The sequence below is a fragment of the Clostridium saccharoperbutylacetonicum N1-4(HMT) genome, assembly GCF_000340885.1.
GTDB classification, from domain to species: Bacteria; Bacillota; Clostridia; order Clostridiales; family Clostridiaceae; genus Clostridium; species Clostridium saccharoperbutylacetonicum.
On the sequence record NC_020291.1, the window covers coordinates 4,871,404 to 4,887,697 of the forward strand.

The 16,294-nt window shown below is 28.2% G+C and carries 15 protein-coding genes; 2 read left to right on the plus strand and 13 right to left on the minus strand.

All coding sequences use genetic code 11. The features are described 5' to 3' along the window. Positions 1-11 precede the first annotated feature (11 nt). Both CSPA_RS21665 and CSPA_RS21670 read left to right on the plus strand, forming a co-directional pair. The gene (locus tag CSPA_RS21665) at positions 12-749 is read left to right on the plus strand and encodes a hypothetical protein (RefSeq protein ID WP_015394526.1); all 738 of its coding nucleotides are present in this window, start codon (positions 12-14) and stop codon (positions 747-749) included. A 259-nt stretch (positions 750-1,008) separates the two neighbouring features. Continuing rightward, positions 1,009-1,626 (plus strand): hypothetical protein, encoded by a 618-nt coding sequence (locus CSPA_RS21670; RefSeq protein ID WP_015394527.1) that lies wholly within the window; start codon positions 1,009-1,011, stop codon positions 1,624-1,626. 450 nt (positions 1,627-2,076) lie between these two features. Here CSPA_RS21670 and CSPA_RS29830 read toward each other — a convergent pair whose 3' ends face one another. From CSPA_RS29830 to hflX, 13 genes are all read right to left on the minus strand, one after another. Further along, on the minus strand, positions 2,077-2,214 hold the full coding sequence (locus CSPA_RS29830) for a hypothetical protein (RefSeq protein WP_017810419.1): 138 nt from the start codon (positions 2,212-2,214) through the stop codon (positions 2,077-2,079). 24 nt (positions 2,215-2,238) lie between these two features. Beyond that, positions 2,239-2,385, minus strand: coding sequence for a hypothetical protein (locus CSPA_RS29835; protein ID WP_017810418.1), 147 nt, complete (start codon positions 2,383-2,385; stop codon positions 2,239-2,241). A gap of 331 nt (positions 2,386-2,716) precedes the next feature. Beyond that, positions 2,717-3,646 (minus strand): IS3 family transposase, encoded by a 930-nt coding sequence (locus tag CSPA_RS21675; protein WP_200864805.1) that lies wholly within the window; start codon positions 3,644-3,646, stop codon positions 2,717-2,719. Beyond that, the gene (locus CSPA_RS21680; RefSeq protein ID WP_015394529.1) at positions 3,568-3,945 is read right to left on the minus strand and encodes a transposase; all 378 of its coding nucleotides are present in this window, start codon (positions 3,943-3,945) and stop codon (positions 3,568-3,570) included. Before CSPA_RS21680 ends, CSPA_RS21675 begins: the two co-directional genes overlap by 79 nt. Positions 3,946-4,511: 566 nt before the next feature. Beyond that, positions 4,512-5,321, minus strand: coding sequence for a hypothetical protein (locus tag CSPA_RS21685; RefSeq protein ID WP_015394530.1), 810 nt, complete (start codon positions 5,319-5,321; stop codon positions 4,512-4,514). 953 nt (positions 5,322-6,274) lie between these two features. Then, on the minus strand, positions 6,275-7,192 hold the full coding sequence (locus tag CSPA_RS21690) for a tyrosine-type recombinase/integrase (protein WP_015394531.1): 918 nt from the start codon (positions 7,190-7,192) through the stop codon (positions 6,275-6,277). 156 nt (positions 7,193-7,348) lie between these two features. Next, positions 7,349-8,089 carry a YebC/PmpR family DNA-binding transcriptional regulator gene (locus CSPA_RS21695; protein WP_015394532.1) on the minus strand — a complete coding sequence of 247 codons (741 nt, stop codon included), beginning with the start codon at positions 8,087-8,089 and terminating at the stop codon, positions 7,349-7,351. A 176-nt stretch (positions 8,090-8,265) separates the two neighbouring features. Further along, positions 8,266-10,383 carry a sensor domain-containing diguanylate cyclase gene (locus CSPA_RS21700; RefSeq protein ID WP_015394533.1) on the minus strand — a complete coding sequence of 706 codons (2,118 nt, stop codon included), beginning with the start codon at positions 10,381-10,383 and terminating at the stop codon, positions 8,266-8,268. A 35-nt stretch (positions 10,384-10,418) separates the two neighbouring features. After that, positions 10,419-11,066, minus strand: coding sequence for a YigZ family protein (locus tag CSPA_RS21705; protein ID WP_015394534.1), 648 nt, complete (start codon positions 11,064-11,066; stop codon positions 10,419-10,421). 92 nt (positions 11,067-11,158) lie between these two features. Next, positions 11,159-12,589 carry an aminotransferase-like domain-containing protein gene (locus CSPA_RS21710; protein ID WP_015394535.1) on the minus strand — a complete coding sequence of 477 codons (1,431 nt, stop codon included), beginning with the start codon at positions 12,587-12,589 and terminating at the stop codon, positions 11,159-11,161. A 116-nt stretch (positions 12,590-12,705) separates the two neighbouring features. Then, complete coding sequence (locus CSPA_RS21715; protein ID WP_015394536.1) at positions 12,706-13,611, minus strand: nucleotidyltransferase domain-containing protein; 906 nt, start codon at positions 13,609-13,611, stop codon at positions 12,706-12,708. 130 nt (positions 13,612-13,741) lie between these two features. Continuing rightward, positions 13,742-14,437 carry a hypothetical protein gene (locus tag CSPA_RS21720; protein WP_015394537.1) on the minus strand — a complete coding sequence of 232 codons (696 nt, stop codon included), beginning with the start codon at positions 14,435-14,437 and terminating at the stop codon, positions 13,742-13,744. 55 nt (positions 14,438-14,492) lie between these two features. Continuing rightward, entirely contained in the window at positions 14,493-16,283 is a 1,791-nt protein-coding gene (gene hflX / locus CSPA_RS21725; protein WP_015394538.1) for a GTPase HflX, read from the minus strand. Positions 16,284-16,294 lie beyond the last annotated feature (11 nt).

The window sequence follows — 16,294 nt, forward strand, 5'->3', positions numbered from 1 at the left end:
AGGATAATTTCATGAAAAAAAATTTTGTAACAATATTGTTACTATTATCAATAAGTACCATGTTTATTGGATGTGGTGCTAATAGTAAAATAGAAAACACTGAAGAAAAAAACAATATAGTTGCTACTAACACTGGTTTTAATGATACTAACAATAATAATGATATCATTATTAACACTGAAATGGATTTCGTTAAAGCTTATAATAATGTTAAGGACTTAAAAAAAGATGCCCAAATTATTGTCAAAGGAGAGGTAACTGAAACTAAATCTTATCCTTCTGATTCAATGATAATTACAGAATTTAAATTAAAAGTGGACAAATCATATGATAATAATTCTAAAGTTGGAGATACACTAACAATAGCAACTGCTGGTGGAACAGTTCGCTTTAATGAATATGCGAAATACAATGCTGATGATCCATATGTCATTGAAAGAAAAAAATCTAAAGAAAATTCACAAAATGCTAATGTAACAATGAAATTTCAAGACTCTGACTTAATAGAAAAAGGTAAGGAGTATATAATATTTGCTAATAAACAGCCAGTATTAGAAGGTGAAACGCACAAAAAAATGTATTGTAGTATAAATGTTGGTAAAGGACAATTCGAAGTGATGACTAACAAAGAAACAAATAGCGTATCACTTGCATCTTCCGATGATGTAGAACCTAATAATAGAGTAATAAATAACTCATTAAAATATGACAAAGACATGCAAACATTTGAAAAAGAAATTAATAAGTAGGCAAAATTATAAAGTAATTTATATATGTTATAAGGTTCTTAGTGTTTTATTTTTTTGAAAGTATAAGGATTTAACATTAGTTAATATATGAACTCTGATTAATACTGTACATATCAATTTAAGAAATTCAGAAAAGATTTAATCATTAACTAATGTTAAATTATTGAATAATCGTAGCATATTATTATATAGTCATACTGATAACTAATTTTTATATAATTAAATATACGCTGACTAATATAATAAAGGAGGATTCAAAATGAGATTTAAATTTATACGAGTAGTGACAATTTTATTAACTATAGCTTCAGCAATAACATTAAATCCACTAAAAGCAAATGCAGAATGGAAACAAGATACTAAAGGATGGTGGTATGCTGAAGATACCTCATGGGCTACAGGTTGGAAAAATATTAATGGAGAATGGTATTATTTCGATAGAAATGGATACATGAAGACAGGTTGGATAGAGGATGAACAAAAATGGTACTATCTATATAGTGGCGGTGTTATGGCTAAAAATGTTAATATTAATGGTTATGTATTAGATTCTAATGGAGTATGGATTTCGTCTATACAAAATAATACTTCAAATTTAAAAAATGATGCTATTAATAATAAACAGGATGTTAGGGAAATTGCATTTAATCAGCTAACTTCACAAGAGAAAAATTCAATAAAAGGTAGTTGGCAGAATGGTCAAATTTCTGAAATAACTTTAAGTGAAAGTATGGGAAGGATTACCGATAAATCATATGTTGGGAAGGAAGTATATATTGTTAATTTTCCTACAAATGCTGAATCAAAACCTAATAATATACTTGTATATATAGGAAAGGATAATTATACGATAGTTGGATACGGATATGTAGATTAACTAATTACTTGTAAGTGATATTGTCCGCATATAAAAGGTGAAATGTTATGGGATAGACTCAGAATCCTAACTAAGGAAATAAACTCCACAAAAGTTTATTTTAAGAACTTAAATAAAGGTCTGATGTGTAATCACTTTTTTAGTTCTAAAACTATTACCAAAAACAAAATATCAAAACAATAGTATTTAGAGGCTGTAAATATTTTTGTGTATTCTGATTTTCTTCTTGGAAATAACCGATAACTTGAATATTGAATTAATTTCAAATTTTGTCTACTAATGTATATTTATAGCGAATGATTTATTTAGCTCTTATGTATATTATTCCCAACTAGTGGTAATAATATACATAGGACAAATAATTTTGAAAAGGAACTTTGATATTAGGAATATTCTAATTTAAAGTTCTTTTTTTATGCTATGTTATCAAAGACTTCACTAAATACTATTTTAAGCTGGTCTTGTTGATATTGTTTGAGTAGCAATTATTGCTCCATTTGTAACATCTTTAACAGTAAGAACAAAACTTTTAGCTGTAGTCAAAGTAAGATTTCTTACCTGAATTGTATTGCTAGTTTTCTTAACCAAACTTATAGCCGAACTATTTAAAAGCTACTGACCTACAGAATCCAAACTAAATGATATATCTAATGTATTAGTTAATACTGGATTTGTTACTACAGTTCCATTGTCCTTACATACTACATTACTAATTTGATATGTTGCACTTTCAACAAAACTTGCTGAACTTGAAGACAAAGTAATTTCATATACATGAGGATTATATACTTCTATGAATTTACAAACATATATTATTAAATCTTCTCTTGTAGTATCAATCGAAATAATATTATATAATCCACCATCATAAATAATCTTTGAAAATCCAACATTATTACTTTTATTGTTTGAATCTAAACTTGGAACTATAAATTGATACTGGTCATGTGTATCAACTATTTCTCCAGTATCATTTAGAACTGTACTTTTTTTATCAATTACAGCTTCTATCTTTTTAAATGTAGAACCTAATTCTATAGGTAATGCCTTTTGAAGTTGTCAACTAAAAGTAGACAGAAAAAAGGCATGTTTAACCAAACCCTTGTTCAATCTTAAATTGAACAGGGGTTTTATACTTTAGACTATAAGCTGGTCGTTCAAAATTGTAGTAGTTTATATACTTATCAATAAATTCATAAATATTATCTTCTTCCCAATATCTAAAATCAGTTATCATTTCTGCTTTGATCCAACCGTTAATTGATTCAATAATAGGATTATCAGTAGGCGTTCCTGCTCGCGACATTGAGCGAATTATGTTATAATCTTTATGAGCTTCACGAAATGCTCTTGAGGAATAAACAGTACCCTGATCAGTGTGCAAAATTGTCTGGGTTGTTTGTTTCTCAATTTTTTTCTTTAGTTGTTCCAAGCAATTAAAGTATGGCTTTCTGTCACCAACTTTTTTAGAAATATCATATGCTATAATTTCATTATTAAAAGTATCAAGCATATATGTCCATTCATAATTTTGTCCTCTATGTTTTATACATGTCATATCGGAAACTGCTAATTCAAGCGGCTTAACTGCATTCCATTTTCCATTAATAATATTAGGATAAAAAACATGTTCATCTCCGTGTTTACGATATTTACGACGACGTGCTTTAGATTTGATTCCTGAATATTTACAACATTTGTGCGCAAGATTATCTGAAAATATCAAATCCGTTTCACGGCGAACGATAGTAGCCAACCTATGATATCCATATGATTTATACTTTTCATGAGCTATTTTTAGCAATTCAGTTAATGTCTGTCTAACTTTTTGATGCCTATTTAAGTGATTTTTTCTTGATAACCATTTATAATAACTAGAACGATTCACACTCATTAATTCACATAAAAACTTTATTGGATATTTTTCTCTTAACGAATCAATTATTTCAAACTCACATCTTTTGTAATAACAAATTCCTTGTTTGCACCAGCTCCTTTCACTAAGTAACCTTTTTTTAATCGTTCAATTTCGACCTCCTGTTTAGCTACTATCAAGCGTAGCCGATCAACTTCACTTAACGTTTTACTAGTATGAATTGCAGCATAATGGTTACCTTTTTTCTTATTATTTACTAATCCCTGTTCACCTTCATCTAGATATTTTTGAATCCAAATATACAACATACCACCTGAAATATTTTCTTCCTTTGCTAAAGCTATTCTTCCAATACCTTCATTTAAATAACGTTTCACAATTCTGAGCTTATCTTCTTTGTCCCATTTGCGATTAGACCCACCTTTTGGTCTTCCTATTCCCATTTAATCACATCCTCTTATTTTTTATTATAACAAAAAAGTAGACATACTTTTTTAATGTCTACTTTCATCTTACAACTTCAAAGAAACTTCCTAACCTATAAAAATATTCTTAACTTGTCATAATCCTGTCACAAATAATTATTATAATAAAGCTATAAAGTAGTTAAAGCATTATTATTTACCCCTTAAATAATAAATATAACCCAGTATTCAAGATAAGCTGTTACCCATTAACAGATTATCCTTTTTATTTTATGTGATTGAGATATAAAATCTTCACGTGATTCAATTGGTAAATCAAGTAGTGCAAATATTTTAAACTGTCCCAACGTTGAGACACCTACTATAATATAAAAATAAAGGAATAGTAAGAGAATTTTCTTACTGTTCCTTTATCTAATAATTGCTAATTAGATTTTTGATATAATACTATTATGACAGAAATTTTTTCGCAATAAGTATACTAAATATCCATAAGCAAATAATTATAATAAGTATTAAAAATAATATATATTTTATTACTTTCTTTATTTTATTATTTAATATTCAAATCACCTCTAACATAATTATTGGGGAGTTGTCCAACCTTCAATGTTTTTGTTAACATCTCCCTGTACACCAAGTTCAGCACTTCCATATTTAACTCCTAGCCCTTTCCATATAAGACTAAATGTAACATCGGATGTAGCCCATGCTTTTTGTGAATTATAATCTAAAGATACATCACTCCAATTAGTATCTAAAAGAGGACTGTAATTTTTCCCTGTATATGCGTTACCATCATCTACAGATAAAACTTCATCACCATTATGAGTATATTTTACCCATATTATGGCTTGAAAAACATCAACATCAAAAAGTGTGATAGCATCTTTATATGTTCCTGTTACTTTATGTTCTTGAGCATCTCCATAAGATGATTTACTAATACTATTACTTTTATTTGACTTATCAGTATCTTCAACATTTGAACTTACTGTAACTTTTATATCGTCATTATATTTAAAAACCTTATTAGATGTTGATTGACTTGAACTATTAAGAGAAGCTAAAGATGACTTTTTAACCTCTTGTTTTACAGCATTATTTGCAGTCTTAATAGCATTAGACATAATTTCTGGATTGTTAAGATATTCAATAAATTTATCTTGTTTTTCTTTTGTTAATGCTTTAAATTGACTTAATGCAGTTTTTAAATCAGCTTTTTCACTTCCAGTAGATTTTTTTATTTTTTCGTTAAACCATGAAATATAAGAATCTTTTGTTAGTGTATTGTTTTTAATAGAAGATTTAATTAAAGTCCCATTTGTAGTAGTTGCAAATGCAGGAATAGAAGTTGTCCCAATTACAGTCGTTAAGATTGCTACAACTGCCAATAGTTTTATTTTTGTTTTTTCATATTCTTTTCATTCCTTCCTTTTTATGATTATATTTCCTATTATATACCTATTTTTTATAAAATTCAATATTATGTATTATTATCCATAATGATTCTATAATCAAAATATTAAAATAAGTTTCAAATAACCTTTATAGTACTTAGAGTTTAGATATTGTAGGTTTAATGTGGGGTTTATCAAAAATGTTAGTGACACCACTAACAAAGCCAATAAAAATATAAATAATTAATATTGTATAATATCTAATTATTAAGAATTTTTATGCTTACTTTGCTTATATGTAGCTTATGTAACAAGTGGTTTGTAATCCATAATGCACTAGATAGTTTCTATTTGAGATACTTCTAATAAAAGACTTGAAATTTACTAAATAATTTTAAAAGTTAAGCTTGATTTTAGAATTAAGGCTTGCTATTGTTGAGGAGTTTTTCAGATTTTGGATATAAGAAAGCCGATATTTCACGACTTTATCATTGTTGAGTCTGTTTACGAGTTTCATCAACAAGCCTACATATTGTTACTAGACACTAACAACCCTGTCCATATGTAAGTAGCATCAATTGTTATTCCACCACCCTAATTATAAAGCCTTTGGGCATTGGCTCTAAGGTAATTGCTCCCCATAAACTTTACTGCATCGGCTTTATGTAACCTATGGGATATTTTATACTTGTCCCACCGCATAGCAAGTAAAGTTCACCTTAAAATTTTGCGAACTAAATAAACCATAGCATCTTTATTTTTTGAAAAATTTGTGATATCATAATTTTATCGAGATTATGTTACCATTTGAATAAGATGGTACAGATTATAAACTATATTTAATTGTAGTTTAGGTAGATAGATTACTCTCCAAAGTAACCTATCTATTTTTTATTTAATCTAATGTCTTCTTATCTTGTGGTATAACTATTTCTAACACTATTCCCCTACTTTCTTAGATTCATCAAAGGACTAGTTCTTACACTCATCTCAACGATGTCCCCATCATTTATAGACTGCAAATATCGCTTGGTTATAGATATATTTTCATGTCCTAGTAATCTACTAAGTGAATATACGTCAAGACCATTTCTGAGTTGTGCTTGAGCGAAATAATGTCTGCATGTGTGAGGGCTACACCTCAAGTCTTTCCTAATGTTAGCTTTCTTCCCACATATCTTAACAACTCTTTCAATCCCTTCAACTGTTAATGCTTTAAACCTATAAGATAAAAAGAATGGTGTGCTATCGTCTATAATTCTATCTTTAAACCTATTGTCTCTACATCTTACATATCTTAGAATCAACTTCTTTACATAAGGACTAATTGCAACCATCCTTTGCTTATTTCCCTTACCATTTTTTATAAGTAAATTATTTTCTCTAACATCTGAATTTTTTATTGAACATAACTCCAAACAACGTACTCCAGTGTCTAGCAAGAAAGCCATTATTAACTTGTTTCTAATTATTAGATAGTCACTTCCTGTATAAACTTTCATCATTCTCTCTACTTCTTCATTTGTAAATGCATTTATTAATGTTTTCTTTTCTCTTAACCAGCTTATATTAATCATAGGATTAGTTTCTATGGCATCTTCTTTCACTGCATACTTAAAAAATGCTCTAAAGGACTTTATAACCCCATTAATATAGATAACTTTATTTCCTTTAACTTGTAAAAATTTTATATATGCTTTTATATGAACTGTCTTTATCTTTTCAATATTCTTCAAATCAAATTTCTTCTCTATAAAAGTAAACATTAATAAATTATTATTTCTATAGCTCTTTATAGTTCTTGGACTGTAATTTTGTATTTGTAGTTCTAAAATAAATTCTTCCAATAAATCTTTTAACAGCAAAAAAACCACTCCCTATCTGTTTAGATAGAAAATGGTTTTTAAAACATAACATACATCAATCTATTTTACAAAATTTAATGTACATCGTAATCAATATTAGTCTTTACAATTTTTCACAAACCTTTGAAATCAAGTCGTACCAATTACTTTAACCTACTATTCATCCCATCCTTCTGGGAATTCAGCGTTGTGATACACCTCTTGAACATCATCATCTTCATCAAGTAAGTTTAACATCTTTTGGAATTTCTTTGCTTCATCTTCATTAATTGCTGTATAAGTATCTGGAATCATCTTAACAGCTGCCTCTAGGAATTCAATTCCTTCTGCTTCTAATGCTTCTCTAACTGTCCCAAAATCTTCTGGCAACGTTGTTACTACAAATACTTCTTCTTCATCAGCTGAGAAATCTTCTGCTCCTGCATCTAAAGCCAGCATCATCATTTCTTCTTCATCCCTATCACCTTTTTCAATGATAAGTTCTCCCTTTTCTTGGAACATGAATGCTACACAACCAGATGTTCCCATATTTCCGCCACCTTTAGTAAATGCACTTCTTACATTTCCAGCAGATCTATTTTTATTATCAGTAAGAGTTTCAACTATTACAGCTACCCCACTAGGGCCATAACCTTCATAAACTATATTTTCATAATTAACTGATGACAATTCACCAGATGCTTTTTTAATTGCTTTTGCTATTGTATCATTAGGCATATTCGCAGCCTTTGCTTTTGCAATTACATCTCTTAATTTTGCATTTGTATCTGTACTAGCTCCACCATTTTTAACAGCCACAACAATTTCTTTACCAAGCTTAGTAAATACCTTTCCTCTTGCTGCATCTGTCTTACCTTTTTTTGCTTGAATGTTATGCCACTTTGAGTGTCCTGACATATGCTTTCCTCCTTACTTTATTTCCTGTAATTTGCTTAATTATAGTAGATTTAATCAATCAACTTGAAAATTAAACCATCAAATATTATACCATGTAATCTATGAATTTACAATTTCCATATTATATTCACTCATTAAAAAACATGTGTTACCGGTCACACATGTTCTTTATTTTCTTAATTCCCATCACTTTCTTTACATTCATCAAAACTAACACTTATATTTCTCCCCATATCTTTAGCCTTATAAAGCGCCATATCAGCTTTTTTTAGTCCATCTATCAGCAGCTGATCACTTTCACTGAACTCATACACCCCCAAACTCACAGTCACTTTCCCATAGATTCCATCTTTTATTTCATATTCTGATTTTTCAACTGTTTCTCTTATAAGTTCAGCAATCTTCTTCGCATTTTCTAAATCTAATTTAGGGAGTAAAATCAAAAATTCTTCTCCACCATACCTTCCAACGAATCCAATATCCTTAATTTGTTTTTTAGATATTTTAGCTATTCCTTTAAGTACAATATCACCAACATAGTGTCCATAAGTATCATTAATTTTTTTAAAATAATCTACATCCATCATTATTATCGATAGTTTACTATTGGTTTTAGATCTATTTCTGACTAATTCTTCACCTTGTCTTATAATTTTATTACGATTTAGAATTTTTGTAAGCATATCATTATTGGCAAAATAATTCACTTCATCGAAGAGCTTTCCATTTTCAATTGCAATAGCAATATACGAAGCCAATATTCTCAATGCAAATATATCACTACTTGCATAAACATTTTTTGCATTGCTTTGTACTGTTAAAACTGCTATCGGCTTATCCTCTAATAAAATTGGTAGATATATTATTGAAGCAGGATATTTATCTATTCTTTCTATATCCAAAGGTAATATATCAACATACTTCCAATATTCATTGACAATGTCATTTATCACAACTTCTTTTTTAGTTAAAAAACTATACACACCCAAACTTGCTTTGTTATCAAGAGATAATTCCTTATATTCAACTTCTTCTCCTTTTTCTATAAAAGTCTCATAAACAAGTCTATTTTTTTCCTTATTATATAAACCAACCCCAACCACATCTGCTGCTACAACTTTTCCAATTTCATTATAAATCAATCTTACAAGCTGCTTCATCCCTAAGCTTGCGGTTATTTTTCTACCTACTGTTGATATCAAATCCATTTTTTTATATAAGGATTTATAGGTTTTAGCTTCCTTAGCTGCACTCTTATATCTTAAAATAGAAAGACATAAATTGCTATGATTTGTATTTGCTTCTTTTTTATATTCATCATATTTTTCAAAGGCTTTATATGCTTTTTCAAAGTCACCCATATTACTATAAATATTCTTAAGCATTTCATAAGCTTGAACTCTGAACTTTATATAAGAAGCTAGATTTTCATCATTAATTGCAATAAATAATTTTTCTTTTGCTAATTCATATTGTTTTAAATTAAAATAGCACTTTGCCCATCTTATAGCAGTCTTAATTTTATAAAAAGAATCATTATTTTCTGTAGTAATTTTAATTATTTCTTCAAATTCCTTTATAGCTTCTTCAATATTTCCTACTCGATAATTTATTAATGCTCTTGTGCCCATAAATTCTTCTCTATCTATTATATAATTAATTCCATTCATAATAGTTAATGCTGTATTACAATATTCATAAGCCTCATTATAATCTCCATTATATAGAGCACACTTGGATAAAACACTAAGTATTACAACTTCACTTTCAGGAGCAAGATTATAATTATCATTTTTTAATCTTTCCACTAAATCCAAAGCTTCATCATAGTTTTCGCTTTCAACATAAGTTTCAGCGGTATTCAAAAGTAAAGAAACCAAATTTTTTTCATCTTCTTCTTCAGTAGCTAATTCTATTCCTCTCATTCCATTTCTTATTGCTAGTTCTAATTCTCCTAAATTCAAATAATCTGAAAGCAGAGCATTACAAGATACAATTATTCCTTCTACACATTGCTCTTTTTCAAAGAAATCATTAGCAATCAAATGAGTAGTAGATGCTTTCAAAAAATCATTAGCACAATTTTCACACCAACCAATATAAGTTAAACACCAATGTTCAGCAAATTTATACTTCCACTTTCGGGTTAGTTCAAGAATATATTCAAGGACCTCTTTTACATATTTGAAATCTGACATCATATTCTTTATAGCATAATTTCTAAAATACTGAATATAATTCTCATCTTTTTTCAACTTTTCGATATGTTCATAAAATTCCATATATTTATACATCGTAAGCCCCCATTTATCTTAATTCATTTTAAGCTTCAAAGTTCTTTATATAGCCTATTTCCTTCTTTAAAATAAATCCCTGCCTCACTTTCATGAATTATTATTTTCCCATTAGCAGCCTCAATCATTTCATTTTTAATATCTTCAGAAAGTGTTTTTTCCGATAAAATGTGAACTATTACTTTATCGGTATACTCTGTTTCCTCTATATGCAAGTTCTTTTGAGAACATAAATGTTGAATTTTTCCAAATAAATCATATTCCATTTCAAAACTCAATTTAATACCATCAACTTTTTCTACTATTCCAGCAGCTTTTATTGCTATGCTTGCACCTTTTGTATACGCTCTGGTTAATCCACCAGTTCCTAAAAGTATCCCACCAAAGTATCTGGTAACAACTATTGCGCAATCTGTTACTCTGCTTTTTTTCAACACTTCAAGTATAGGTATTCCTGCGGTACCTTGTGGCTCCCCATCATCAGAATATTTTTGTATATTCATATTTTGTCCAATTATGTAAGCTGAGCAATTATGTCTTGCCTGCTTATGCATATTCTTTATCTCTGCTATAAAAGCCTTTGCCTCTTCCTCAGTCTCCACTCTCTTTGCATAGCCAATAAATTCCGACTTCTTTTCTTCAAACCTATCTTCACCTAAACCTCTTATTGTAATGTAAGACATCTCTATTTACTCCTTTTCATTATTTTACCCATATAAATTTCAAATAGTAGTACTCAATTTTAGATCTTCTAAAAGTGAATTAAAGAAAAATCTTACTTATGAGGTTCTTTTAATAGTAACAACTCCTCTTTTAATATTGTTAATCCTTTTTTAATTTTAGCTTCATTTGTCTGATAAAAGGATATTCTAAAAGAGTCTTGTCCTTGATCTTGTACTGTAAAAAACATAGCTCCAGGTGTAATGTATACTTTTCTTTTCTTTAGGCGAGTGAAAAGTTCTGTTGTATTTATTTTAAAATTTTCCCTTAATGTTATATAAAAATTCAACCCACCTTTAGGTTCTTTGTATACTAATATATCCTTAAAGTCCTTGTTTAGCAAGTCTTTCATACAATTATATCTTTTTATATATTCATCATTTAAATTTTTAATATTATTTTTCCATTTCTCACCTGAAATATATGATTCTAAAGCTCTCTGCATTAGACTTGAAGTAGTTATATCCGTATTATGCTTTGAATTTTGAAGAGTTTCTCTGAAAATTGTAGGTGCTATTAAATAACCTAAGCGTATTCCAGGAAGAAAGATTTTAGAAAAACTTTTTATATATATTACCCTATCTTTTTTATCAAGCCATTTAAATGGAATATATTCTAAAGAACTTTCATATATGAGTTCAGACAAATAATCATCTTCAATTATGTAAAAATCATAAATTTCAGCAAGTTCTAAAATTCTTTTTTTCTTTTCTAAACTATAACTTATTCCTGTAGGATTCTGAAAATAGCTCATTGTATAAAAACATTTTATTTCATTCTTTTGGAGTATTTTTTCGAATTTATCTAAATTCACGCCATCTTCTTCAATTGGAACCTCAAATAAATTAACCTTTCTCCACTTAAAGACTGATAATGCCCCTACATAAGTTGGCTTTTCAACTATTATATTATCATTAATATTTAATATTCCTTTTGATGCTATATCAATTCCTTGCTGAGCTCCTGATACAATTATCACATCTTCATTTTTTAATTTGTCATTCCAAAAAACTTTATTAATTGTAGCTATTAGTCTTTCATATCCATTTCTATTATCTGAAAATAGAGCTTTTGCACCATCTCTTTCTAGTACTTCATTAATAATAGTCTTTAAATCATCAATAGGAAATAATATTTCACCTGTAGTTTCACCTGTAAAATCTATCACTTTTTCTAAATCTTCTGTAGATATCTTTTTTAATGCATTTGAATATTCTTTTCTTAAACTAGAAGCAACTTCTTTTCTTTTAGCATAACTTCCACTTCCAACCTTTTGGTATGCATACCCCTCAAGCTTAAGTTTATTATATGCACTAACTATTGTTACATTGTTAACTCCAAGCTTCTTTGATAAATCCCTTATGGTTGGAAGCTTATCCCCTTCTTTTATTTTCCGCTTGTCAATTAAATTCTTTATATAATTAGCTACCTGAACGTATTTTGGTGTCTCATCTTCTTTAAATTTAAAATTTTTATAGATATCCATAATTTCGCTCCTGTCACAAAACCATTCAAATGATTATATACCAATTGTCAATACTCAATTAACTTTGAAATCCATTAAGAATTTCTCAAATTGAGATGTACAATCTTTATTTCAAATTATATGTAAACTTTATATGAATATACATTTTCACATACTAAATTTTCATTAAATGGCAGTTCCAAATTTTTAGTATCCTTTATTATTAAATTTCTTTTATATAATTCCTTTAAAATATCTTCTATTTTTATATCAAATTCTTTAAAGAGCTGGCTGTTCTTTATTTCATATGAACTTATAAATATCCCTTTATCGTATAGATAATCTAACAAAAGTTTAGCCGCCTCAGCTATATTTTCATCTAAAAAATCATTTATATAATCAATACTATACTGTATATTTTCCTTTGTACATTTATTATTATACAGTTCCTTTATTAATTTATTAAAAGTATTATTCAAATTCATAACCATTTTAACTGCATCCTTAACTACACTATACCCATTTAAGTTTAAGTATAATTTAGCAAAACTATCTAATGCCCTAATTATCACTTCGTAGCAAGTAAATATACTATCATTTTGTAAATACTTTTTAGTAACTCTAATATCCTTAATTATATTCCCCAAATATACTAAATCCCATATTTCTTTATACTTATCAGAACTATATTTTGCTTTATTAAAAATATTTTCTACCTCATCATCTCTTGAAAATATCATTTTAGAGGATATCAATAAATTTCTTATTTTTCCTTTATCTCCATCACAGTTATATAATTCCAAAAATCTTTCTCTACTTAGTACTTTCATATGTACAGGTATATCTAACATTTCTGAATATACATCTCTAACTTCATCAAAAACATCCTTATAGACTACAAATAAATCTATATCAGATTCTTCCCATAAATCTCCGCTAACTATACTTCCAAATGCAAATATAGCTAAAACTTTCATATTATCTTTTAATGTATTTATTAATTTCTCAGAGGATTTTTGATAATCCACTATGGATTTTGACATCTTATCTCCACCTTTTTGTCTAAGTAAATAGTATCTGTTTAAAACTCATTACCATTATAACTGAAACATGTATTTATTTAAAGAATTGTCTACTTAAAAATATTATAAAAAGATTCTTAAATAATTAAATCTAAGAATCTTCTTTATAATTAAATGGTGGACAATTTCTATCCATACTATCTATTTCTGAAACATATAATTTTATTCTTCTAGTTAAAGCTCCTAATAAATCTTCCACTTCGCCATTCATTCTATAACATAATTTAAATGCATTTTTAATTTCTTTTCTATCACCAAAGGTGTTAATATTTATATTTTGTGCAACAGTCGACATATTTGAAGCTGCAAAAGCTATAAGATTTACAGCATCAATCAAAGGCCTTACTTCCCTTGTAAAATATATATTACTTAATACTTCAACCCTAAGAGATGCTATATTATCTCTAGTTAAAGTAATAGATGATATAGCATCATTTAAATTTTTAAGATTATTTAAAAGTTCCTGCTGCTTTGCTTTTATTTCTTCATAGCATTGATTGACATCAGCAGATGTCGCATCTGATATATTAGTAGTTGTATCCTTTGCATCTGTTTCGTTTTTATTAGGCGCATCTTCAGAAGTATTTTCCGCACTACCTTCTGATATATTTTTTGTATTAGCATTTGAATTTTGTTCTTGCTTAGTACCAAAAAAGATCTCGGCAATTTCATCATAACTGTCTTTTTGCTTGCTTTGTTCTTTGGATAAATTAGATTCATTATTCTTTGCTCTATTCTTTTTTGATTTTCCTTTTTTAGAACCACGCTTAGAATGTCTTTTACCCATAACTATGAATTCCTTAATTAATACTTATATATAATATATTAATTAAGCTTAATTTTTATTCTTTAGTCATATATTCAACTGTTTTGTTATAAACTTCATCATCTACTTCTGCAATCATAAAAGTACCATTTTCTTTATACTCTTCTTCAAGCACCCTTGCATTTCTATGCAAATATGATTGAACATCACTCTTATCATATGGTATTAAATACTCAATCTTTCTATAATTGTATGGAACCTTTTCTTCAATTAGGTTTAAAAGTTCTTCTAAATTTATTTTTTCTCTAGCTGAAATTTCAATTATTTCACCTTCGCCTATTTCTTCTTTGATTGCCTTTATTTGCTCCTCTGATGCTTTATCTATTTTATTTAATACAAATATCGTTTCTTTATCAATTGCACCTAATTCATTTAAAACTTCATTTACTGCTTTATATTGATCTAGTGCACTATCTGAAGCTACATCTATTACGTGACATAAAAGATCAGAATAAATAACTTCCTCTAATGTAGATTTAAAAGCTTCTACCAATTCATGAGGCAGCTTTCTTACAAAACCAACTGTATCTGTGAGTGTAACCACGCCCTTCTTACTCAAGGTTATAGCCCTTGTAGTAGTATCTAAGGTTGCAAAAAGCATATTTGCTTCAAATACTTTATCTTTAGTTACATTTTCTTTTTTAGCTGCTAAATCACAAAGAGCATTTCTTAAAGTGGACTTTCCTGCATTTGTATATCCAACCAAGGACACTTTAGGAATATTTTCTTTATTTCTTTTTTCTCTTTGAATATCTCTAGTTTTTTTGATTTTTTTAAGTTCATCTTTAAGATTATATACTGTCTCCATTATATGTCTTCTATCTGTTTCAAGCTTCTTTTCTCCAGGTCCTCTAGTACCTATTCCTCCACCTGTTCTAGATAAAACTGTTCCTAGACCTTGCAATCTGCTCATTCTATATTTTAATTGAGCTAATTCTACTTGAATTTTGGCTTCTTTGGTCTTTGCTCTTGTTGCAAATATTTCTAATATTAATGTAGTTCTATCAATTACCTTTGCTCCTAAGGCAGCTTCAAGATTTCTAACTTGAGAGCCTGAAAGTTCATCATCAAAGATAATTACATTTGCTCTTTCCACCTGTCTCATCGATGCAATTTCTAATACCTTCCCTCTACCTATAAAAAAGGCTGCATCAATTTTATTTCTACTTTGAAAAACTGTCTTTAAAACTGGTATATTACAAGCCTCAGTAAGCTCTTCTAATTCTTCTAAACTTTCCTTAGTATCGGAACCAACTAATATTGCTTTTTCTTCTGTATCTTCTATAACATCATTAGTTTTAATTAAATTTTCAATAAATCTTATTTTATCTAATATATGAATAGTTTTTATCTCTTCTAGTGAAAGATTGCTCTTTTCTTCTGCTTCCAACTTATTATTAAATAAAGAAAGCATTCCTAATGAAAAATCAATTATTTTTCCATCTACTATTGCTACAGATACAATTGCATCTAATTTTAACTTTAGTAGTGCTGTTAAATCTAAGGCTGATAAATTACAGTAACCATTTGGATGTGTATGAATTACCCTAATTCCTGATAATCTCTTTTCTTCTATATCTATTAGAGGTACTTCTACAGATGTAGAATCTCCTATTGCAACAGAAGTTACATTTCCCTTTCTATTTATTCCAACACTTACTTCTCTTTCAATTAAACTTGAACTTCTAGAAATTATATATAAAATTTCTTCATTACATACTTCATCCTTTAAATTTCTAATTGAATAAATACTTTCTAGTTCATCTATTATAGATTTTTTAATTCCTTCAATATTTCCAAATATCATATTAACACCTC